The following is a 16,454-nucleotide window of genomic DNA, read 5'->3' as shown; positions in this document are numbered from 1 at the left end:
ATCCGAGAAAACCGCGATTTAGACGACGCCAAAGGCTCTTATTTCGCTCGTAACCGACTAGAACCGCCTATCGAGGACCTTTAGAAGTCTTTCGAGACTCCTATTTTCCCAAATGTCCAAGAAAACTGCGATTTAGACGACGCCAAAGGCTCTTATATCGCTGGACAAAACAAAAAAACCGCACGCTGATTGCGTGCGGCCAAAGCCATGCCGAACTGCGGCCGGCAGGCTTGCCTAAGTCGCTTCATCCCGTCGCGCTACTGCTTCAACGGAATCGCGTAGTCTTTGTCGACGACGATCGTATCGCCTGCGCGAGACAAGGTGACCGTATACCGGTCAAGCTTGGGCGCCGGAATATAGACGCTGAGGTACGGTCTTTGGTTATAGTCCTCGGCGCTTCCGAATCCGCTCACGTTGAACGTTTCCCTGTCTTCACCCTGCTTTCGTACATATTCGTCATACGCTTCCGTACTTTCATTTTCGAACCTCGCCGTCAAATCCTCTTTTTCGGCAATGTCGAAGGCGACGCCTTCCATGAAACGTTGTTCGGGATTCTCCTTGCTGATTTTCAAACGGAGATACCCCTCCGGAACATAGTCGGCTCCTGCGATCACGAGCTCGCGGCCTTTGAACGACACCCGTTGCGGAAAAGAGCCGTTCAAGTCTACCTCAAACCGGCCGCTCGGTTCCCATTCGCCGACAACCAGCTCTCCGATATGCAGAGTCAGCGTTCGGACATCCGGATCGAAGAAAACGGAAGACGAAAACGGCAGCTGCAGCTTGCCCTCTTCCAGAATAAGGCCGGGGCCGGACGGATCGTAACGGTACACATTCCCTTTATCGTCTTCTAAGTACGGAGCCGTTTCATCTTCTCTGGGAAAGTCGTAATTCCATCCCTTTAGTCCGTTCAGAATGACATTCATCGTCGTCGGCTGAATCGTCAGCTTCTCCAGAGTCAATCCCTTCCAGTCCCGATCGTCGAAAGACAGCGACAGCTTCGGCTCCAGCACCCGGTTATGCAGCAGCTTGCCCGGCTCGATCGGCACCTCGATCTGTCCGAGCGACTTCGTTTCGGAAAGCTTCGAATCGCGGTCCCAGGTATGCTTTCTCACCGTCAGCCGCAGCGCCTCGCCCTTGGTCAAAAACGATTGGGCCGCGCCTTCCGTCAGTTGAAATTTATACGTCTCTTGGAGCACTTGCTTGCCGCTGCCGTCCGTCGTCGTCGAGATCGAAGCAGCGGTCGTCGAGCCGCCCCCCTCCAAATTTTCGGGAGCCACGAACAAATGGACCGTACCCCGCTCGTCCGCCACATCGAAATCTTCCGACTGCATAAACGTTTTGAAGAGCAGCTCTTCATCTGTCAAATAGATGTCGCCGATCGTGATCGTCGTCCCTCCAAGCTGCTTCGTAACCGGCTCGATCGGCATGTAGCCATGGTTCACCGCCGTTTGGACGCCGTCCAGCTCCCTTACCCGGCTCAGCCAATCCATGGCGATTTCGATGCCGGGAACCCCCTTGGCCAGCGCGGCGAAGGTAGGCGACATTTTGACGCCGGCAGCAAAAGAAAACAGCAGAATCGCTGCGGCCGCAGCGCTTTTGAACAAGAAGCGCGGCTTCCTCCGGCGTACGGCCGGCAGAGGCGCGGCCTCGCAGCTCGTCTCGCCCTTCGCAAACCGCTCCGGTACTTCGGCGGCAAAGCGGTACAAGGATTCGGGAACCGGTATATGGTCCATGGTCCGCTCGATTTGGCGTTTCAAATGCTCTTCCCGTTTCATATCGTCAACTCCCTCGCTTGCGGCTGCATATCGCCATGGAGCCTTCGGCTCAGCTTCAGTCTGGCGTGGTAAAGCCGGGATTTCACCGTTCCTTCTTTCAAGCCCAGCAGCTCGGCTATTTCCTCGATTTTGAGCTCCTGGAAGTAAAACAGCACCACGACCGCCCGCTGCTCCAGCTCCAGGGTCATGACGGATTCGATCAGCCGTTCGGACTGCTCTTTTTTCAGCATGTTGTCGAGCGGAGAGTCCGATGTATCTTGAATGTCCAGCTCCTGAATATCGAAGCTGTACTTGTAATTTTTCTCTTTCCTTGCCGTATCGAGCGCCCGGTGCGCAATGACGCGGCTGAACCATCCTTGAAAATGGCGGATTTCTCTCCCGCTCATAATCATGGAATACGACTCGATAAGCGCGTTTTGCACCGCATCCTCCGCCAGCTGCGCCGATCCCAGTATCGTCAAGGCGGACCGGTACGCTTTGGCGATCAACGGGTTCACCAAAGTCCGGAACGATTCCTGGTTCCCCCTGCGTATTTCCTCCAGCAAGCGCCTTTCGTTTTCCAAATCCACGCTTCTTCCCCCCTCGTCTCTCTATATAGGCGTAAGAGACCGGCAAACGGTTCAAAGTTTTCGCAGCTTGATCAAAAAAATTCATTGAGCCGATCCCACAGCATATCTGCGGTCATGTAAGGCTCTCCGGCGTTAATTCGTTTAACGAGTCTGCTGCCGGGAGCATTCGTCCCTTCCTCTACCGTAAAGAACAGTTCGATCCCCGCATTGCGTCCTTCTTCAAGCGCCGTTTCGTCGTAAGCGCCGTACGGAAACGCCAGCAGCGCACGATGCGCGCCCGTTTCCTGCTCCAGCCGCTTCTCCATGAACGCGATGTCGCTGGATATTCTCCGGCGGTGGGCCGCCTCGGATTCCGGCTGAACTTTTTGCTCCATAAACATACCGGCAGTCAGCGCAGGCGCCGGAGAACCGCCTGGCTTCGTTCGAACCATCCGGTGCAAATCGTACGTATGGCTGTATATGCCCATCCCGTGCTTCTTCAGCGTGCGCAACTGCTCCCAAGTCATATGGGGATCCGCATCCGGGTTGAACAAATCGGAAGAAATGCCGACGATAAAATTGGAGGCTCGGGCGCCGAACGCTTTCAGTACCGGAAACGCCTCCGTATAGAACGATTCGTAACCGTCATCGAACGTAAGCACGACGGCATTCGGCGGGAGTTTGCCGCCGCCGGTCATAAATGCCGTAAACTCGTCCATCGGGACGATCCGGAATCCTCGGTTTTTCAGCATCCGCAAATGTTCGGCGAGCTGCTCCGCGCTTACGGTAGACGCCCCCGCCTTCCCGGCAGGCAGCGTTTGACGGACGTCATGATACAGCAGCACGAACGCTTTGTCCTTATAATAAACGGGAGCCGCCGCTTCCTTCTTCCCTTCCAAACCCATGACGACAGACGTCAAACCGATCAACAGAATGCCATAAATCACATACACATACATCCTCATTGCTTCTAACCTCTCAAGCCCGGATACGCGCGTTCCCTTTATAGGCGTACCGGAAACGAAGAAGGTTCACTCTTTTTGCAAAAATTGTCCGAGGCGCTGCTCTAACGGCCATACAAAAAAGCCGTACGCGGCAAGCGTACGACTCGGTTTATCGTGTCTGTCCCTAGCGACATCGGCAGGTCAATCCCATTTGCTGGCGGCGGCCAAGCGGGAGCGAAGCATTTCGCTGTTCTGCTTGAGCTGCTCCGTATGCTCGCGGACCATTTGCGCCAGGCTTTTGCCCGAGGCGGCGAACAGGAGCGCGTTCTTCGGCTGATTCCCGGTTTCGGCGACCTGCATATGTCCGTCCTTAATCACGTATACCGTTCCTTTATCCACGGCTCATCCCTCCCAGCAGCAGTTGGACCAGTTCCATCAACATGAAGTTTTTTTCCATTATAGCATGAATGGCTTCCTGATTGTAGAGCCAAAACTTCTGCGCATCCCACATCCGGTCCGCCGGAAAATGAAACGTGACGACGTAGTCCTGCACCGCCAGGCAAAAATAGAGCATATGCTTGTCTTCGCGGAAAAAGAGCATCGGCTCCCGCCCCGGATTATGGTGCGTCTGGGCGACGTACGAATCGGGATCCGCGAGGTCGATGACGTCTTTGCCCGTCGCAGCCGCCGTTCTGCCGACGATATGCATCGCGCCGTTCTTCTTCAAGTACAGCGTCACGGCCGAGCAATCCTTCATGCTGCCGAGCTCTTCGCTCGTATAATCGGCATAGCGGGCCGCAATCGCCCCGCCCTTCGCCCTGCCCTGCAAGTAGGAAAGAAATTTGTCCGCATCGCGGAAGCCGCTCCATTCGATTACCGGGACAAGGGAGGACAGCAGACCGTGATAGTCCGCATATCGCTCGACCATTCTCGCGTTATGCTCCATCGCTTCCGCCTCCGGCAGCAGCAAGGCGCCCCGCCGGAGCAAGCTGCTGAAGTACGCCGCCCAGTCGACGCCGACGCCGGTCGTCAGGCCTTCGACGTAAACGCCTTTTTGCACGAGATCGTGGAGGAACAACCATATGTAGGGGTCGATGTGATCCGGAAGCGTCCGGCTGCCGCGCAGCAGGTCGACCAGCTCCGCATAGCGCGGAGGCCGCTTGCGGTCCGATTCGAACATCGCGGCGTAATCGCCGATCGCCTTCTGCCCCTCCTTGAAATAGTGGGCAAGAATGCCGCTGTCCGCAAATACAAGTATCGTTTTCTTATGCCTTTTGGCGTGCAGAAACTCCAAGTGCGTCACCGTGCGCTCGGATGCCTTCAAGTAAGTGCCCGCTTTGTTTTTGATAAAAAGCAGAAAAATGTCGGATTCCTCGACGATTTCCAGGCATTTGCGCACCGGATCGGCATGCGAAGGCCATGGCCCGAAGTTCTCCTCGAACATGAGCGGCTCGTGGCCCAGCTCCTTGAGTTTGCCGAACACGTCTCTGCGGAGCGCTGTAAACTCATCTTGAGCGACCGAGCTTATGAATATTTTGGCACGCGAAGCCAAGCGGCAACCACTCCCTCGTACTGCTGCGTTGTCTAGCTTCCCAGCTCTTCCGTAATTGGCGAATCGTTCCATTATTATAGCACGCCCCTTCCGGCCTGTACCATAAGGACAAACGCCTAAAAGGACGTGGGGAAAGCCGAGAACCGCTAGCCTAGCCTGCATTCGCTTCCGCTTTCTCCTACGCCATGTGCGACGGCCTGCAGCTGCGCGAAGAGCGATTCGAAGGGAGAACGCGGCACTTCTCCGAAGCGGTTCCGACCAATAAGCGCGAAAGAAAACCCGCAATAAAACAGAACGTATATTCCCAAATCACTCGAACACGTGGTATTATATAACAATAATACCAATTCAAATGGAATGGGAGACCACATTCATGGCCAAAGTCGTCAAGCTTCTGGTTGGCACGAACAAAGGATTGTTTGTTTACGAGAGCGACGAAAGCAGACGAGAATGGAAGCTGAGCGGCCCTTACCTCGGCGGGTGGGAAGTTTACAGCGTGCTGGGAGACAGCAGGAACGGCAACCGCCTGTTTGCCGGAACTTCGCATGCCGCATACGGCGCGACGATTAGGGTCAGCGACGACTTCGGCGCAAGCTGGCGGCAAATCGAAAACGGTCCCCGCTACACGGAAGAAAGCGGATTCTCACTCAACCGCATCTGGCAGATCGCGCCGGGCTCGCCGTCCGAGCCGGATACGTTCTACGCCGGAGCTGAAGAAGCCGGCCTGTTCGTCAGCCATGACCGCGGCGAGACATGGCGGGAGCTGGACGCGCTCACCAAGCATCCGACCCGTCCGGAATGGATCGGGGGCGCCGGCGGCATGGGGCTGCACACGATCATTGTCGATCCGGGCAACCCGCAACGGATATGGGTCGCGATGTCGTCGGTCGGCGTATTCCGCAGCGATAACGGCGGCGAGACATGGAAAGTATGCAACAAAGGACTGAACCGCGTTCCTACCGGGCAGCCGGACGAGAGCATCGGCTTCTGCGCCCACAAAGTGGCGTGCGATCCGAATAATCCGGACGTTCTGTACATGCAGGAGCATGGCGGCGTGTTCATGACGACGGATGCGGGAGACAACTGGTTCCCGATCGAGGAAGGCTTGATTGTGGATGGAGAGACGAGGCTGTTCGGCTTTCCTTTCGCCGTCGCCAAGAACAGCGACCAATTCATTCTTCCGCTTGAGAGCAGCGAGCAGCGCAGCGTGCGGGGCGGCAAGTTGCTCATCTGGCGGCGGGAGAAGGACGCCGACGCTTGGGTGCCGATCGGCGACGCTCTTCCGGAAGAGCAGCGGCATGTCAACGTGCTGCGCGACGCCATGTCCGTAGATGCGCTCGAACCGTACGGCCTCTATTTCGGGACGACCTCCGGCGAAGTATTTTGCTCGCTCGACCGCGGCGTCAGCTGGGACAGACTCCCGGGGCAGTTTTCCCACATTATGAGCGTGAAGCCTTGGATCGTGGAGGACTAGCATGCACATTGACGTCAATGTGCCCGGCCTGCTGAAAGACTGTACGGGAGGACGGGCGAGCTTTACGATCGAGGCGGAAACCCTCGAGGATGCGATCCGCGTCCTGCTCGAGACGTACCCGCTGCTCCGTATCCACCTCTTTACGGAAACCGGCGAGACCCGCAAGCACGTGCTCCTTTACTACAACGACGACAACATCGCTTGGCTGGACAGCTTGGACATCCCGCTGAAGAAGGGAGACCGGCTTATCGTCCTGCAATCCGTTTCCGGCGGTTGAACTAGTAAACATTCGATAGGTGAAGCTTAAGCGCAGACACTCGCTTAAGCTTTTTCTATTGCGATCGGAATGTGAGCAAAATGATGTTCGCATTCAGCCACCCAAATCATTTTCAACGGTTTCAAAGTGACTTTCGTTATTTTTAATTGGTTTTCCTCCAGTAATCCACTATTATAGAAACAAGATTACGAATCGCGAGGATGGAAACGACCATGAGATTACCCAAACCGACGCTAACCAAACGCGGTTCCTTTTTCCGTAAAAGCCTGGCTTTGGTGCTCCTGATTACTTGTTTGCCGGTAAGCCTGATCGGTATCGTCATTTATTATGCCGGAAACGACCGGATCGTGGGCGAAGTGAACGGCGCTCATCAAATACAGCTGCATCAGTCGATTCAGCGGCTTGACGATTATTTGACGCAGCTGGAGCTTTACGCCGCGCAGCTCGGCTTTAACCCCGAATTCGACGAGTCGCTTGCCAGCCTCGATTTTGCCCGGCAGTTCCAGCAAACGAATGATCTGATCAAGACGCTCCGTCTGATGAAGGAAACGAGCCCGTTAATTGACAGCGTTTACTTATATCTGAAGGCTGCGAACAAGCTGATCGGCGACTCGAACGGCGTACGCACGATCGAACCCGGGAAAGATCGTTCGGCTTTTGCCGATCTGCTTGCCGAAGGAACCCCGATCTACTGGCTGAACGCACTCTCCGAGATCGATAAGCCCGATGAGCCTAAACCGGCCGTAGTCGTCAAGCTTCCGGGCGGCAGCCGCTACCAGCCGTTCGGCGCCTTCGTCATCTATATCAATCAGAACGCGCTCAATCAGCTGGTTCAGAAGCTGACGCCCAAGTCCGGAGTCGCATTCCTTATCGACGACGACAATTCGTTCATTACGACGCTTCCGAACGAGGATTCGAACGGCAGGAAGCTGGCCAACGATCTGCGCAGCTACTTGCGGCAGCAAGACAGATCCGATGCCCGAACGTCCGTATACGAATGGAACGGGCAAAGCTTCTCGCTTTCCTACGGGATGCTTCCGCGGCTTGGGGGCATCGGGGCCGGATGGACCTACGTCACGGCGACGCCGCTTACGCATATTATGGCGCCCGTCACGGCCATGTCCAAGCTGATTGTGATGGTCAGCAGCTTCGGCTTGCTCGTTGCGTTGCTGCTCGCCTGGCTCGTCTCCAATAAAATTTACGATCCGATCCGCAGGCTCACGAAGCTGCTTCACGCATTTAAAGAAACGCCCCATTCCGGGGACGAAATCCAGTTTATCGAGAACGAGTGGAAGCATCTGCTGACGGAGAAGCTGCTGCTCCAGGACAGGCTGAAGGAGCAGCTGCCGGCGATGCGCGGCCGTTTCCTGCTCCAGTTGCTGCAAGGAAACCTGCACTACTTGACGGAAAGCGACGCTCGGGACAAAATGAAACAGCTCGACTGGGACATCGAAGGCAAAGCCTTCGCCATCATCGTCGCTCAGCTGCACGGTATATCGGCTACACAGGCGGCGTTCTCGGACAAGGACAAGCAGCTCGCCACGTTCGCCGCTTCCAACATCATGACGGAGCTGTTCGAATCCCACTACTCGATGGTTCATCTGATCAATGCGCAGGGGCTCTGCATCGAGCTGCTCGTCGTTCTCGACAACGATAAGCCGAAAACCGAGCTGAAGCTTGATTTAACCCGGTTCGGGGGAGATTTCGTCACGGCGGTCAACAACGTCATGCGGATGAAAACGACGCTTGTCGTCAGCAAAATGAGCGACTTCCTCGTCGACACGCCGGGCGTGCTGGAACAAACGCGCAGCGCGCTCCGGTTCCGCGATCCCGATGCGGACAATCAGCTGCTGGACATGGACGACTTCATGCTGGAGGGCAGCCAGCCAGTCCGCTTTCCGTACGAGCTGGAGCGCAAAATCGTACATGCGATCAGCATCGGCCTCGAAGACGAGGCGGTTAAGCATATCCGCGAGTTCGTGCGCGCGCTCCAAAGCGACGCCAGCACCGAGCTAATGGTGCATCAAGGGATGATGAAGCTGCTCGGCAGCATTTTCGACGTCGTGCTCCGGGCTGAGGAAAACCCGTATGTGTTGTACGAGGGCGCTCATCTCTACGAACGGCTGCTGCAGATCAACGATCCGGAGGAAATGGTCCATTGGTTCCAGCATGAGCTGATCCGTCCGTTCATTCAGACGATTACGGATACGGACGACCGGGAGCTGAAGAGCATCCTGGAGCAGGTGATCCGTCGAATCGACACCGAGTATGCGCAGGACGTCTCTATCGAGGCGTATGCGGAAGAATACAAGACGAGTCCCTATAAGCTGAGAAAAGCGATCAAACAGGCGACCAGCTTCAACTTTATCGACCTCGTTACGCAGAAGCGGCTGGACAGATGCAAGCAGCTGCTCGTCACCACCGATCTGAAGGTGAACGATATCGCCGAGCAGCTCGGCTACCAGCCCTCCTACCTGATCCGCGTCTTCAAAAAGGGCGAGGGCATGACGCCCGGCCAGTACCGGGAAAAGATGGAGCTGAAGCAAGGATAGCGGGGCAACGCCTTATGCGCGATCGTTTCGCGGCATGCCCTGTCTTCCCTTAGATAGGCGATTAAAAGAGCCTCCCCCAAACAAACAGGCATTCCCGCAAAGTCTAGGTACGACTTCGGGAATGCCCTTATTTTTTTATTATTTCCAGTAAATCATTAGCGTGTCCCCTTGTAGAAACAACGTGGGCGGAAGATGAAATAATGGCTGGAAAGTTTACGGGCCGCCTTTGACTCCGCGTTCTACCATAAAATCAAATCCAGGAACGCGAGTTCAATGGAAGGCTGGAGGCCGTTATCCCGATCCGTAGCTGCCCACATTTCTCAGTTATTCCGTTACTTCGGATCCGGACGCTTCGCGAACGAATCGTTCATCTCCGTAATGATTTTCTGGAAGCTCGCATCCGCCTTGATTTTCGCCACCAGCTCGTCAAACGCCTCGATTTTCTCTTGGCCGAGAATGACCTTCGTGCGCATATCCGCGATTTTCTTGGAAAAATCCGGGAATTGCGTAATGTTCGCCTGCGAATACGTGCGCTCGCCATGGTTGTAAATGCGGACCTTGCTGCGTTCCGCGAGCACGCTTTGCATCAGCTTGTAATAGTCGTCCGGCATGCCGTTGACCTTGATATTCGATTCCGGATCGATCGTCGCCCACAACGCCGTTGCGCCGCTCTCCGCCACCTTATCCGTCTTGGCCTGCTCGGTCGGCACCTTCTTGCCGCCCTCTTCCTTGTAGTGGACGTCTTTGACGCCCCAGAACGCCAGGTCGTTGCCTTCTTGGCTGTAGCCGTAATCCATGAAGGCGAGAATCTTCTTCACCTTCGCTTCCGAAACGGATTTCGGAATGAAATATTCGCCATAGAACGGCGTGCCGGAGTGGGTATACTTATTCCCTTTCGGGCTGATCATGTAAGGCAGCGGCAGCATCGTCGCTTTCGGATCGGTTTTGCGCGCCGCTTCCGTAAGCGGCCATGCCTGCGGCATCGACCAGCCTACCCCGCCCGCTTTGCCGCTTTTCACCAGATCGCCGAGCTGCGACAGCTTCAGAATCGCGAAGTCGCTCGGGAACAGGCCGTCCTCGTACGCTTTCTTGATCCAGACAAGCGCTTCGCGCGATTCCGGCTCCGTTATGACCGGCGTAATTTTGCCGTCCGGCTTCAGCTTCCACGAGCCTACCGTTTCATTGAACAGCGCCGTTACCCAGCCGATATAGTCCGCGCTTGCAGCGTACGGGATCGTGTCGTTTTTGCCGTTGCCGTCCGGATCCTTCTCCTTGAACGCTTTCAGGACGTTATAGAAATCGTCGATCGTTTCCGGCACCTTGAGGCCGAGCTTATCCAGCCAGTCCTTGCGCAGCTGCGGGAACACGCCGCCCCCGAAGCTGGCGTAGTAGCGCGGAATCGAGAAGGTTTTGCCGTTGATTTTGGACGTTTCCCACGTCTCCTTCAGATCGGCCCGGGACAAGTTCTTGTAATCCTTGATGAACGGCGACAAATCCCAGAAGACGCCTTGATCGACCAGCGTACGTACCTGCGCCGTATCGGCGTTCTCGATGAACACCATGTCCGGGAGCTTGCCCGATGCGAGCAGCACGTTGATTTTGTCGTCGTACGTGCTTTCCGAAATCCATTCGATCTTCAAATTCGTGTTCGTCCGCTTCTGCATTTCCTTCAGAAGCGGATTGTCGCTATCCGGAAAGCCGGCACCCGTCCCGAGACCGAGTACGGCCATCGAAATTTCGGCGGGCGCATCGGGTTTGGACGACGTTCCGCCATTGTCCGTTCCGCCGGAACCTTCTTTGCCGCCTCCGCATGCCGTTAGCACGAGCGAAAGCGACACTGCGGAAGCCAGGGTCAGTTGAAGCGATTTCTTCGTTCTCTTCATTTTCTGTTTCCTCCCTTTTCAAATGAACGGTAATGAGAGCGATATGTGATCATTCCTTGATCGAGCCGACCATCGCACCTTTGGCAAAGTGCTTTTGAAGGAATGGATACACCAGCATGATCGGTACAGTCGCGATGACGACCGCCGCCATTTTGAGCGTTTCCGTAGGCATCGGCTTGTCTACCCGCGCCGCGGCGGCTTTGTCGCTGGCGGACGCCATCGGATCGATGAGCAGATTGCGCAGAAGCACCTGCATCGGCCATTTGTGCGAATCGTTGATGTACATGACCGCACTGAAGTAGGTGTTCCAGTACCCGACGGCGAAAAACAAACCGAATGCCACGAGCGCGGGCAGCGACAACGGCAGCACGATACGGAAATAGATGCCGATTTCGTTCGCCCCGTCGATGCGGGCGGCTTCCTCCAGGCCGTCGGGAATGCTGTCAAAGAAGCCTTTCATCAGGAGCACGTACCAGCCGCTCGTAATCGCAGGAACGATCAGCGCCCATATCGTATCGATCAGCCCGAACTGACGTACGATCAGGTAAGCCGGAATGAGTCCTGGCGTGAAGAGGATCGTAAACATAATCATGAACATCAACGCCCGCCGAAAACGCAGCCTTTTGCGCGACAATGCATACGATAGTCCCGACGTCACGAACAAGCTGAGCAGCGTGCCGACGGTCGCCAGAAATCCGCTGACGCCGAGCGAGCTCATGAACGTTTTGGCCGACAGCAGGTAGCGGTACGCGTCCAGCGTCCACATCGTAGGAAATAAAATGAAAGGCTTCTGGTAGTATTCCGTCGGATCGGTGAACGATAAAACGAACGTGTAATAGATAGGGAACAAGGCGCACGAGCCGACCAGCAGCAAGAAGGCGATGTTGAGCGCATTAAACGCTCGACTGCTCAAGCTTTCCTTCATCCTAATACACCCCTTCCTGGCCGAAGCGCTTCGCCAAATAGTTGGCGCCCGTCACGAGCACGATGCCGATGACCGATTTGAACAACCCGATCGCCGTGCTGTAGCTGAACTGCCCTTGCTGAATGCCGGAGCGGAACACATACGTGTCGAACACGTCGGCTACCTCCGAAACGGCGCCGTTCATCATCAAATAAATTTGTTCGAAGCCGGTGTCCATGATCGAGCCCAGCTGCAAAATGAACAAAATCATGATCACGTTGCGAATCGCCGGCAGCGTTATGTGCCACATCGAGCGAAGCCGCCCCGCCCCGTCCATCCGGGCCGCCTCATACAGCTGCGGGTCCACGCCCGCTATCGCCGCCAGGAAAATGATCGTCCCCCAGCCCGCTTCCTTCCACATCGATTGCCCTGTAATCAGGCCCCAGAAATAATTCGAATTCGTCAAGAAATCGATCGTATCCAGGCCGAGCGAAGCAAGCAGCTTGTTGACCATTCCCTCGGACTGCGACAGCATTAAATACGTCAAGCCCGAAATCAGCACCCACGACATAAAATGGGGAATGTAAATGATCGACTGTACGGTCCTTTTGAACGCCATGCTTCTCAGCTCGTTGAGCAGCAGCGACAGCACGATCGGAAACGGAAAAAAGAACGTCAGGTTAAGCAAGTTGATCACGAGCGTATTGCGCAGCAGCATATAGAAATCGTCATTGCTGAAAAAACGCTGGAAATGAGCCAACCCGACCCACTCGCTTTTCAAGATGCCGAAATAAGGCGAGTAGTTTTGAAAGGCGATCAATAGCCCGCCGATCGGCAAATACTTAAATAAGATGAAATAAGCGATCCCAGGCAACGCGAGCAAAAACAAGTATTTATCTCTTAGTAAGTCTGACCATAATCTGCCTCTCATAGCGCGTTTCCTTTCTATGCTTGGTTTCACGCCGACCTGTTCGCTTGTCGACAATTCCGAGCATAAAAGCGGAAAGCGTTTCCGGCAATCGTTCATTTTTTTAACGTCGATTTCCGCATATAGCACTTCGGTCAAACGATTTCCCGCTATCGTCTTTTATTCAAAATACGCTTATAAAGCCCGCCGTTAAGCCTTTTCCGCCGCCTGCAGTCTCTCCTGCAAAAACAAAACCCCCGGCTTCCGCATCAAAGCGGATACCGGAGGTTTTCTCCATGAAGCCCGTTCTTAAAAAATGTCCATGCTCAAATACCGTTCACCGGTATCCGGCGCGATACAAAGCACACGCTTGCCTTTACCGAGCAGCTTGGCCTTCTGCAAAGCCGTCCAGACGGCCGCCCCTGCCGATGGACCGACTAGAATACCTTCCTTGCTCGCCAAATCCCGCGTTGTCTGCAGCGCGTCTTCGTCCGCAACCTGGATGATTTCGTCATAAACGCTCGTGTTCAAAATTTGCGGCACAAAACCCGGACTCGTGCCGACCAGCTTATGCGGTCCCGGCTGCCCGCCGGACAGAACCGGCGAGCCCTTCGGCTCGACGACGAAAATCTGAATGCCGGGAATACGCTCGCTCAATACTTCACCCGTTCCCGTTATCGTTCCGCCCGTGCCGGACGTGGCGACGAACGCGTCAAGCCGTCCTTCGGTTTGCTCGATGATTTCGAGCGCCGTCGTTACGCGGTGAATGTCCGGATTCGCTTTATTCTCGAATTGCTGCGGGATGAAGCTGCCCGGAATTTGCTGCTGAAGCTCGATCGCTTTGCGAATGGCGCCCGGCATCCGTTCCGCCGCCGGCGTCAGTACGACCTCCGCGCCGTATGCCTTAAGAATGTTGATCCGTTCCTTGGTCATGTTGTCCGGCATGATCAGGATAGCCTTGTAGCCTTTGGCTGCCGCATTCATGGCCAAACCGATTCCCGTATTGCCGCTCGTCGGCTCGATGATCGTCGCGCCCGGCTTCAGCTTGCCGTCCTTCTCCGCCTGTTCGATCAAATTAAAAGCGGCGCGGTCTTTCACGCTGCCGCTGGGATTGAAATACTCCAGCTTCACATACACTTCCGCATCGTCCGGCCCAACCAGCCTATTGATACGAACTGCGGGCGTGTTGCCGATAAGCTCCGTGATGCTGTTCACCATTCTACTCGCCATATTCGATCTCTCCCCTGCCAGCCGTCATTTACCCACTTATTTTATCGGTATTTGCGACTTTTGACAACCCTACGGCAATCCGATTGCCGGAATTGACGGGCAGGATATGCTTAAACGGCAGGCTTTGGCGAGCGGTTTATTTCCTGTTCGAGCCTTCCCCGCATCAGCCACCATACGAGGATCGGAGAGCTTCCGAAAATCAGGAGGAGAGTGTTAACGACCAGCGGCGCGGTGCTTCGCGAAATGACGATAATAAAAGCGATCGTACCGATAAACCGCCCCGTATTCAGGCAAAGCTCGCGAAACACGACGAATTCGACTCGCTGTTTTGCGCTTTCGTCCGTTTGACCGATAATATCGAACACGATCGATACGCCCGGAATCGTATAGAGCGGAAAGAAGAGCGCCGTTCCGATGCCGAATGCCAGCAGCGTCCCGTAATTCACCTGCCAAAACAGCGGTAAAATGACGGCGCTCATCATGACGGCACCGACGAACATGCCCCACTTGCGGTATCGCGGCTTGAGCAGCCTGCCGACGAACCAGAAACTGCACAGCGCCACCGCCGAGGTAACCAGCGAAAAGCTGCCGAGCTTCATTTCGTTCTGCGTGGAAATGTACACGAGCAGCGCAATCATAAACCCGAAGATCCCTTCGCGGAGCCCTTGCGCGATCATCGCCAGACTTACCGTCTTCCATGGGCTGCCCGGTTCCCGCAAGCTGCGAAATCCGCCGAGCCAATCATACTTGCCTTGCGCTTTCCGCTTATGCAGAAAAAAGCTGAGAACCGCCCCAAGGATAAAGACGCCTAGCGAAACGGAAAAAATAAGCCGGTAACCGCTCGTATCTTCCATACGCGTAATCACCAAGCCGGACACCCAGGGAGCAATCATGCCTGCGAAGGAACCGAGCAAGCCGGCCCAGCCGTTAAACCGGTCCCGGTTGCCCGGATCCGTCACCTCGAAATAGACGACATTGAAGGAAAGCCAGAACAAACCTGACGATATTCCCTGCACGAAACCAATTAGAGGAATATAGGAAGCCGCCTGCGTCCCGAGAAGCAGCACAAGGCCGTAGAAGAGAGCCGAAAAGGCGACGCCCACCCGTAGGGCGTTCATTTTGTTATGCTCCTTCACCCATTTCCCCGCAAGCCAGAACGTCAGCGCCATCGTAACCTGATGCATGACGGCAAACCAGCCGATGAGCGTAAAATCGTTTTTGATCTTCCATATGTAGACATTCACGAACGTGCCGGATAAAGCGTTGGCGGCGGCAAACAGCCCATTGACCGCAAGCAGCAGCAGGGCCTGGCGGGACAGCTTTTCCTTCGGTTTCCCTGTTGGTTTCCCGCCGGGCTCTTCTTTCCTTGCGGGACTTGTTGAATGGCCGCCGCTGCTTATACGATCCGCCCATTCGCGAACGGACCAGCGGCGTTTCGTTTGTTCACGCATCCTTGTTCCCCTTTAGGTTGATTACGGGGCTAATTGCCCCGGATCTATGACGCCGGCCACGCTCTAACCAGACATCCGGTGCCATGACCCCCATAAGGTTCCCATAAACGGATGAAAACATGACGGAAATCGCATTCCCTCTTTCATCGGACGACAAAAAACTCCCGTAGTCGCACACTTCAGCGCGAATACAGGAGTTATTGTTCAGGAAAGCAGCTTACAGGCTAGCCTTCTTTAATCGCTTTGATCATCTTGATACGATCTTCCTCCGCTAGCATCGTCTCCGTACGGAAGCAGTTCGGACATACATAAACGTCCATTCGAACCGGACCGATCAGGAACGGTCCTTTCATCATGTCCGGCGTATGCGGAACGAAGTCCGAACCAAGCTCGCGATGGCCGGCCAGCAGCATCAGTTCCCGGCAGCTTATGCACTCGGGCGCTTCCTCCTGCGTGTCGATGTAACGCTCCACTTTCTCACCGTAGACGTCATCAAAGCCGTCATCCGCTCCTGCGAAAATCGGGCTCCTGCCGCTGCGTGACGTATGGGCCGCCGGTCCTGCCTCGTCAAGCTCATCGGCTTCGAAATCTTCTTCTTCCTCCCAATCGTCCAGCTCGCTGTCCAACGTCTCATGTCCTGCCGCGCCGGACGACGCTTTCGCCGCCGGATTATCGCCTTTGCTTTTCACCGAAAACGTCAGGCTGCGGTAGCCGCCCAATTGGTTCAAACAATGCGGGCATTCGTCTTCCGCTCCGATTTCCGGATCCCAGACGATTTCGGTCTGGCACCACGGACATAGTTGATTCGCTTCCCGCTCCATTCACAAACACCTTCCATTCGCTGTTTCCATACAGATTATCATCTTATCTCACGTTGTCAATGGTTATGGCTTCAAGCGTATCGAACGACGTAGTACACGCCGACCGCCAAAAAAATAATGGCAAGCGCCAATAAGC

14 protein-coding genes are annotated in these 16,454 nt (G+C 55.3%); 3 read left to right on the top strand and 11 right to left on the bottom strand.

Annotated features, from left to right (window positions below):
• Positions 1-257: 257 nt before the first annotated feature.
• The 5 genes from ACKGJP_RS05935 to ACKGJP_RS05915 form a co-directional block, all read right to left on the bottom strand.
• Positions 258-1,775 carry a DUF4179 domain-containing protein gene (locus ACKGJP_RS05935; protein ID WP_409344763.1) on the bottom strand — a complete coding sequence of 506 codons (1,518 nt, stop codon included), beginning with the start codon at positions 1,773-1,775 and terminating at the stop codon, positions 258-260.
• Positions 1,772-2,344, bottom strand: a complete 573-nt coding sequence (locus ACKGJP_RS05930; RefSeq protein WP_409344762.1) for an RNA polymerase sigma factor — start codon at positions 2,342-2,344, stop codon at positions 1,772-1,774. The genes ACKGJP_RS05935 and ACKGJP_RS05930 overlap by 4 nt, the downstream gene beginning before the upstream one ends.
• Before the next feature lie 71 nt (positions 2,345-2,415).
• Positions 2,416-3,288 carry a polysaccharide deacetylase family protein gene (locus ACKGJP_RS05925; protein ID WP_409344761.1) on the bottom strand — a complete coding sequence of 291 codons (873 nt, stop codon included), beginning with the start codon at positions 3,286-3,288 and terminating at the stop codon, positions 2,416-2,418.
• Positions 3,289-3,468: 180 nt separating this feature from the next.
• The gene (locus tag ACKGJP_RS05920) at positions 3,469-3,666 is read right to left on the bottom strand and encodes a hypothetical protein (RefSeq protein WP_409344760.1); all 198 of its coding nucleotides are present in this window, start codon (positions 3,664-3,666) and stop codon (positions 3,469-3,471) included.
• Complete coding sequence (locus tag ACKGJP_RS05915; RefSeq protein WP_409344759.1) at positions 3,659-4,819, bottom strand: DUF4062 domain-containing protein; 1,161 nt, start codon at positions 4,817-4,819, stop codon at positions 3,659-3,661. Before ACKGJP_RS05915 ends, ACKGJP_RS05920 begins: the two co-directional genes overlap by 8 nt.
• Before the next feature lie 373 nt (positions 4,820-5,192).
• Between ACKGJP_RS05915 and ACKGJP_RS05910 the strand changes: the two genes are divergently transcribed.
• From ACKGJP_RS05910 to ACKGJP_RS05900, 3 genes are all read left to right on the top strand, one after another.
• Positions 5,193-6,293, top strand: a complete 1,101-nt coding sequence (locus ACKGJP_RS05910) for a WD40/YVTN/BNR-like repeat-containing protein (RefSeq protein ID WP_409344758.1) — start codon at positions 5,193-5,195, stop codon at positions 6,291-6,293.
• A gap of 1 nt (position 6,294) precedes the next feature.
• On the top strand, positions 6,295-6,570 hold the full coding sequence (locus ACKGJP_RS05905) for a MoaD/ThiS family protein (RefSeq protein ID WP_409344757.1): 276 nt from the start codon (positions 6,295-6,297) through the stop codon (positions 6,568-6,570).
• A gap of 212 nt (positions 6,571-6,782) precedes the next feature.
• Entirely contained in the window at positions 6,783-9,122 is a 2,340-nt protein-coding gene (locus ACKGJP_RS05900; protein WP_409344756.1) for an AraC family transcriptional regulator, read from the top strand.
• Between the two features lie 332 nt (positions 9,123-9,454).
• Here the strand turns inward: ACKGJP_RS05900 and ACKGJP_RS05895 are convergent, their stop codons facing one another.
• The 6 genes from ACKGJP_RS05895 to ACKGJP_RS05870 form a co-directional block, all read right to left on the bottom strand.
• On the bottom strand, positions 9,455-11,005 hold the full coding sequence (locus tag ACKGJP_RS05895) for an extracellular solute-binding protein (protein ID WP_409344755.1): 1,551 nt from the start codon (positions 11,003-11,005) through the stop codon (positions 9,455-9,457).
• A gap of 49 nt (positions 11,006-11,054) precedes the next feature.
• Positions 11,055-11,930, bottom strand: a complete 876-nt coding sequence (locus tag ACKGJP_RS05890) for a carbohydrate ABC transporter permease (protein WP_409344754.1) — start codon at positions 11,928-11,930, stop codon at positions 11,055-11,057.
• A 1-nt stretch (position 11,931) separates the two neighbouring features.
• Positions 11,932-12,840 (bottom strand): ABC transporter permease, encoded by a 909-nt coding sequence (locus ACKGJP_RS05885; RefSeq protein ID WP_409344753.1) that lies wholly within the window; start codon positions 12,838-12,840, stop codon positions 11,932-11,934.
• A gap of 285 nt (positions 12,841-13,125) precedes the next feature.
• A complete protein-coding gene (gene cysK / locus ACKGJP_RS05880) occupies positions 13,126-14,046 on the bottom strand; it encodes a cysteine synthase A (protein ID WP_409344752.1) in 921 nt (306 codons plus the stop codon).
• A gap of 110 nt (positions 14,047-14,156) precedes the next feature.
• Complete coding sequence (locus tag ACKGJP_RS05875) at positions 14,157-15,497, bottom strand: MFS transporter (RefSeq protein WP_409344751.1); 1,341 nt, start codon at positions 15,495-15,497, stop codon at positions 14,157-14,159.
• A gap of 224 nt (positions 15,498-15,721) precedes the next feature.
• A complete protein-coding gene (locus tag ACKGJP_RS05870) occupies positions 15,722-16,318 on the bottom strand; it encodes a hypothetical protein (protein WP_409344750.1) in 597 nt (198 codons plus the stop codon).
• Positions 16,319-16,454 lie beyond the last annotated feature (136 nt).

This window comes from Paenibacillus litoralis (assembly GCF_046244365.1).
In the GTDB taxonomy this organism is placed as follows: Bacteria; Bacillota; Bacilli; order Paenibacillales; family NBRC-103111; genus Paenibacillus_V.
Note: the sequence above shows the minus strand (reverse complement) of the source record. Positions and strands in the feature narration are given on the sequence as shown.

Excerpts from the sequence above, each read along its gene's own strand:
- ACKGJP_RS05935 (WP_409344763.1), bottom strand. The coding sequence starts at position 1,775 with ATGAAACGGGAAGAGCATTTGAAACGCCAAATCGAGCGGACCATGGAC.
- ACKGJP_RS05925 (WP_409344761.1), bottom strand. The coding sequence starts at position 3,288 with ATGAGGATGTATGTGTATGTGATTTATGGCATTCTGTTGATCGGTTTG.
- ACKGJP_RS05910 (WP_409344758.1), top strand. The coding sequence starts at position 5,193 with ATGGCCAAAGTCGTCAAGCTTCTGGTTGGCACGAACAAAGGATTGTTT.
- ACKGJP_RS05905 (WP_409344757.1), top strand. The coding sequence starts at position 6,295 with ATGCACATTGACGTCAATGTGCCCGGCCTGCTGAAAGACTGTACGGGA.
- ACKGJP_RS05900 (WP_409344756.1), top strand. The coding sequence starts at position 6,783 with ATGAGATTACCCAAACCGACGCTAACCAAACGCGGTTCCTTTTTCCGT.
- ACKGJP_RS05895 (WP_409344755.1), bottom strand. The coding sequence starts at position 11,005 with ATGAAGAGAACGAAGAAATCGCTTCAACTGACCCTGGCTTCCGCAGTG.
- ACKGJP_RS05890 (WP_409344754.1), bottom strand. The coding sequence starts at position 11,930 with ATGAAGGAAAGCTTGAGCAGTCGAGCGTTTAATGCGCTCAACATCGCC.
- ACKGJP_RS05885 (WP_409344753.1), bottom strand. The coding sequence starts at position 12,840 with ATGAGAGGCAGATTATGGTCAGACTTACTAAGAGATAAATACTTGTTT.
- cysK (WP_409344752.1), bottom strand. The coding sequence starts at position 14,046 with ATGGCGAGTAGAATGGTGAACAGCATCACGGAGCTTATCGGCAACACG.
- ACKGJP_RS05875 (WP_409344751.1), bottom strand. The coding sequence starts at position 15,497 with ATGCGTGAACAAACGAAACGCCGCTGGTCCGTTCGCGAATGGGCGGAT.
- ACKGJP_RS05870 (WP_409344750.1), bottom strand. The coding sequence starts at position 16,318 with ATGGAGCGGGAAGCGAATCAACTATGTCCGTGGTGCCAGACCGAAATC.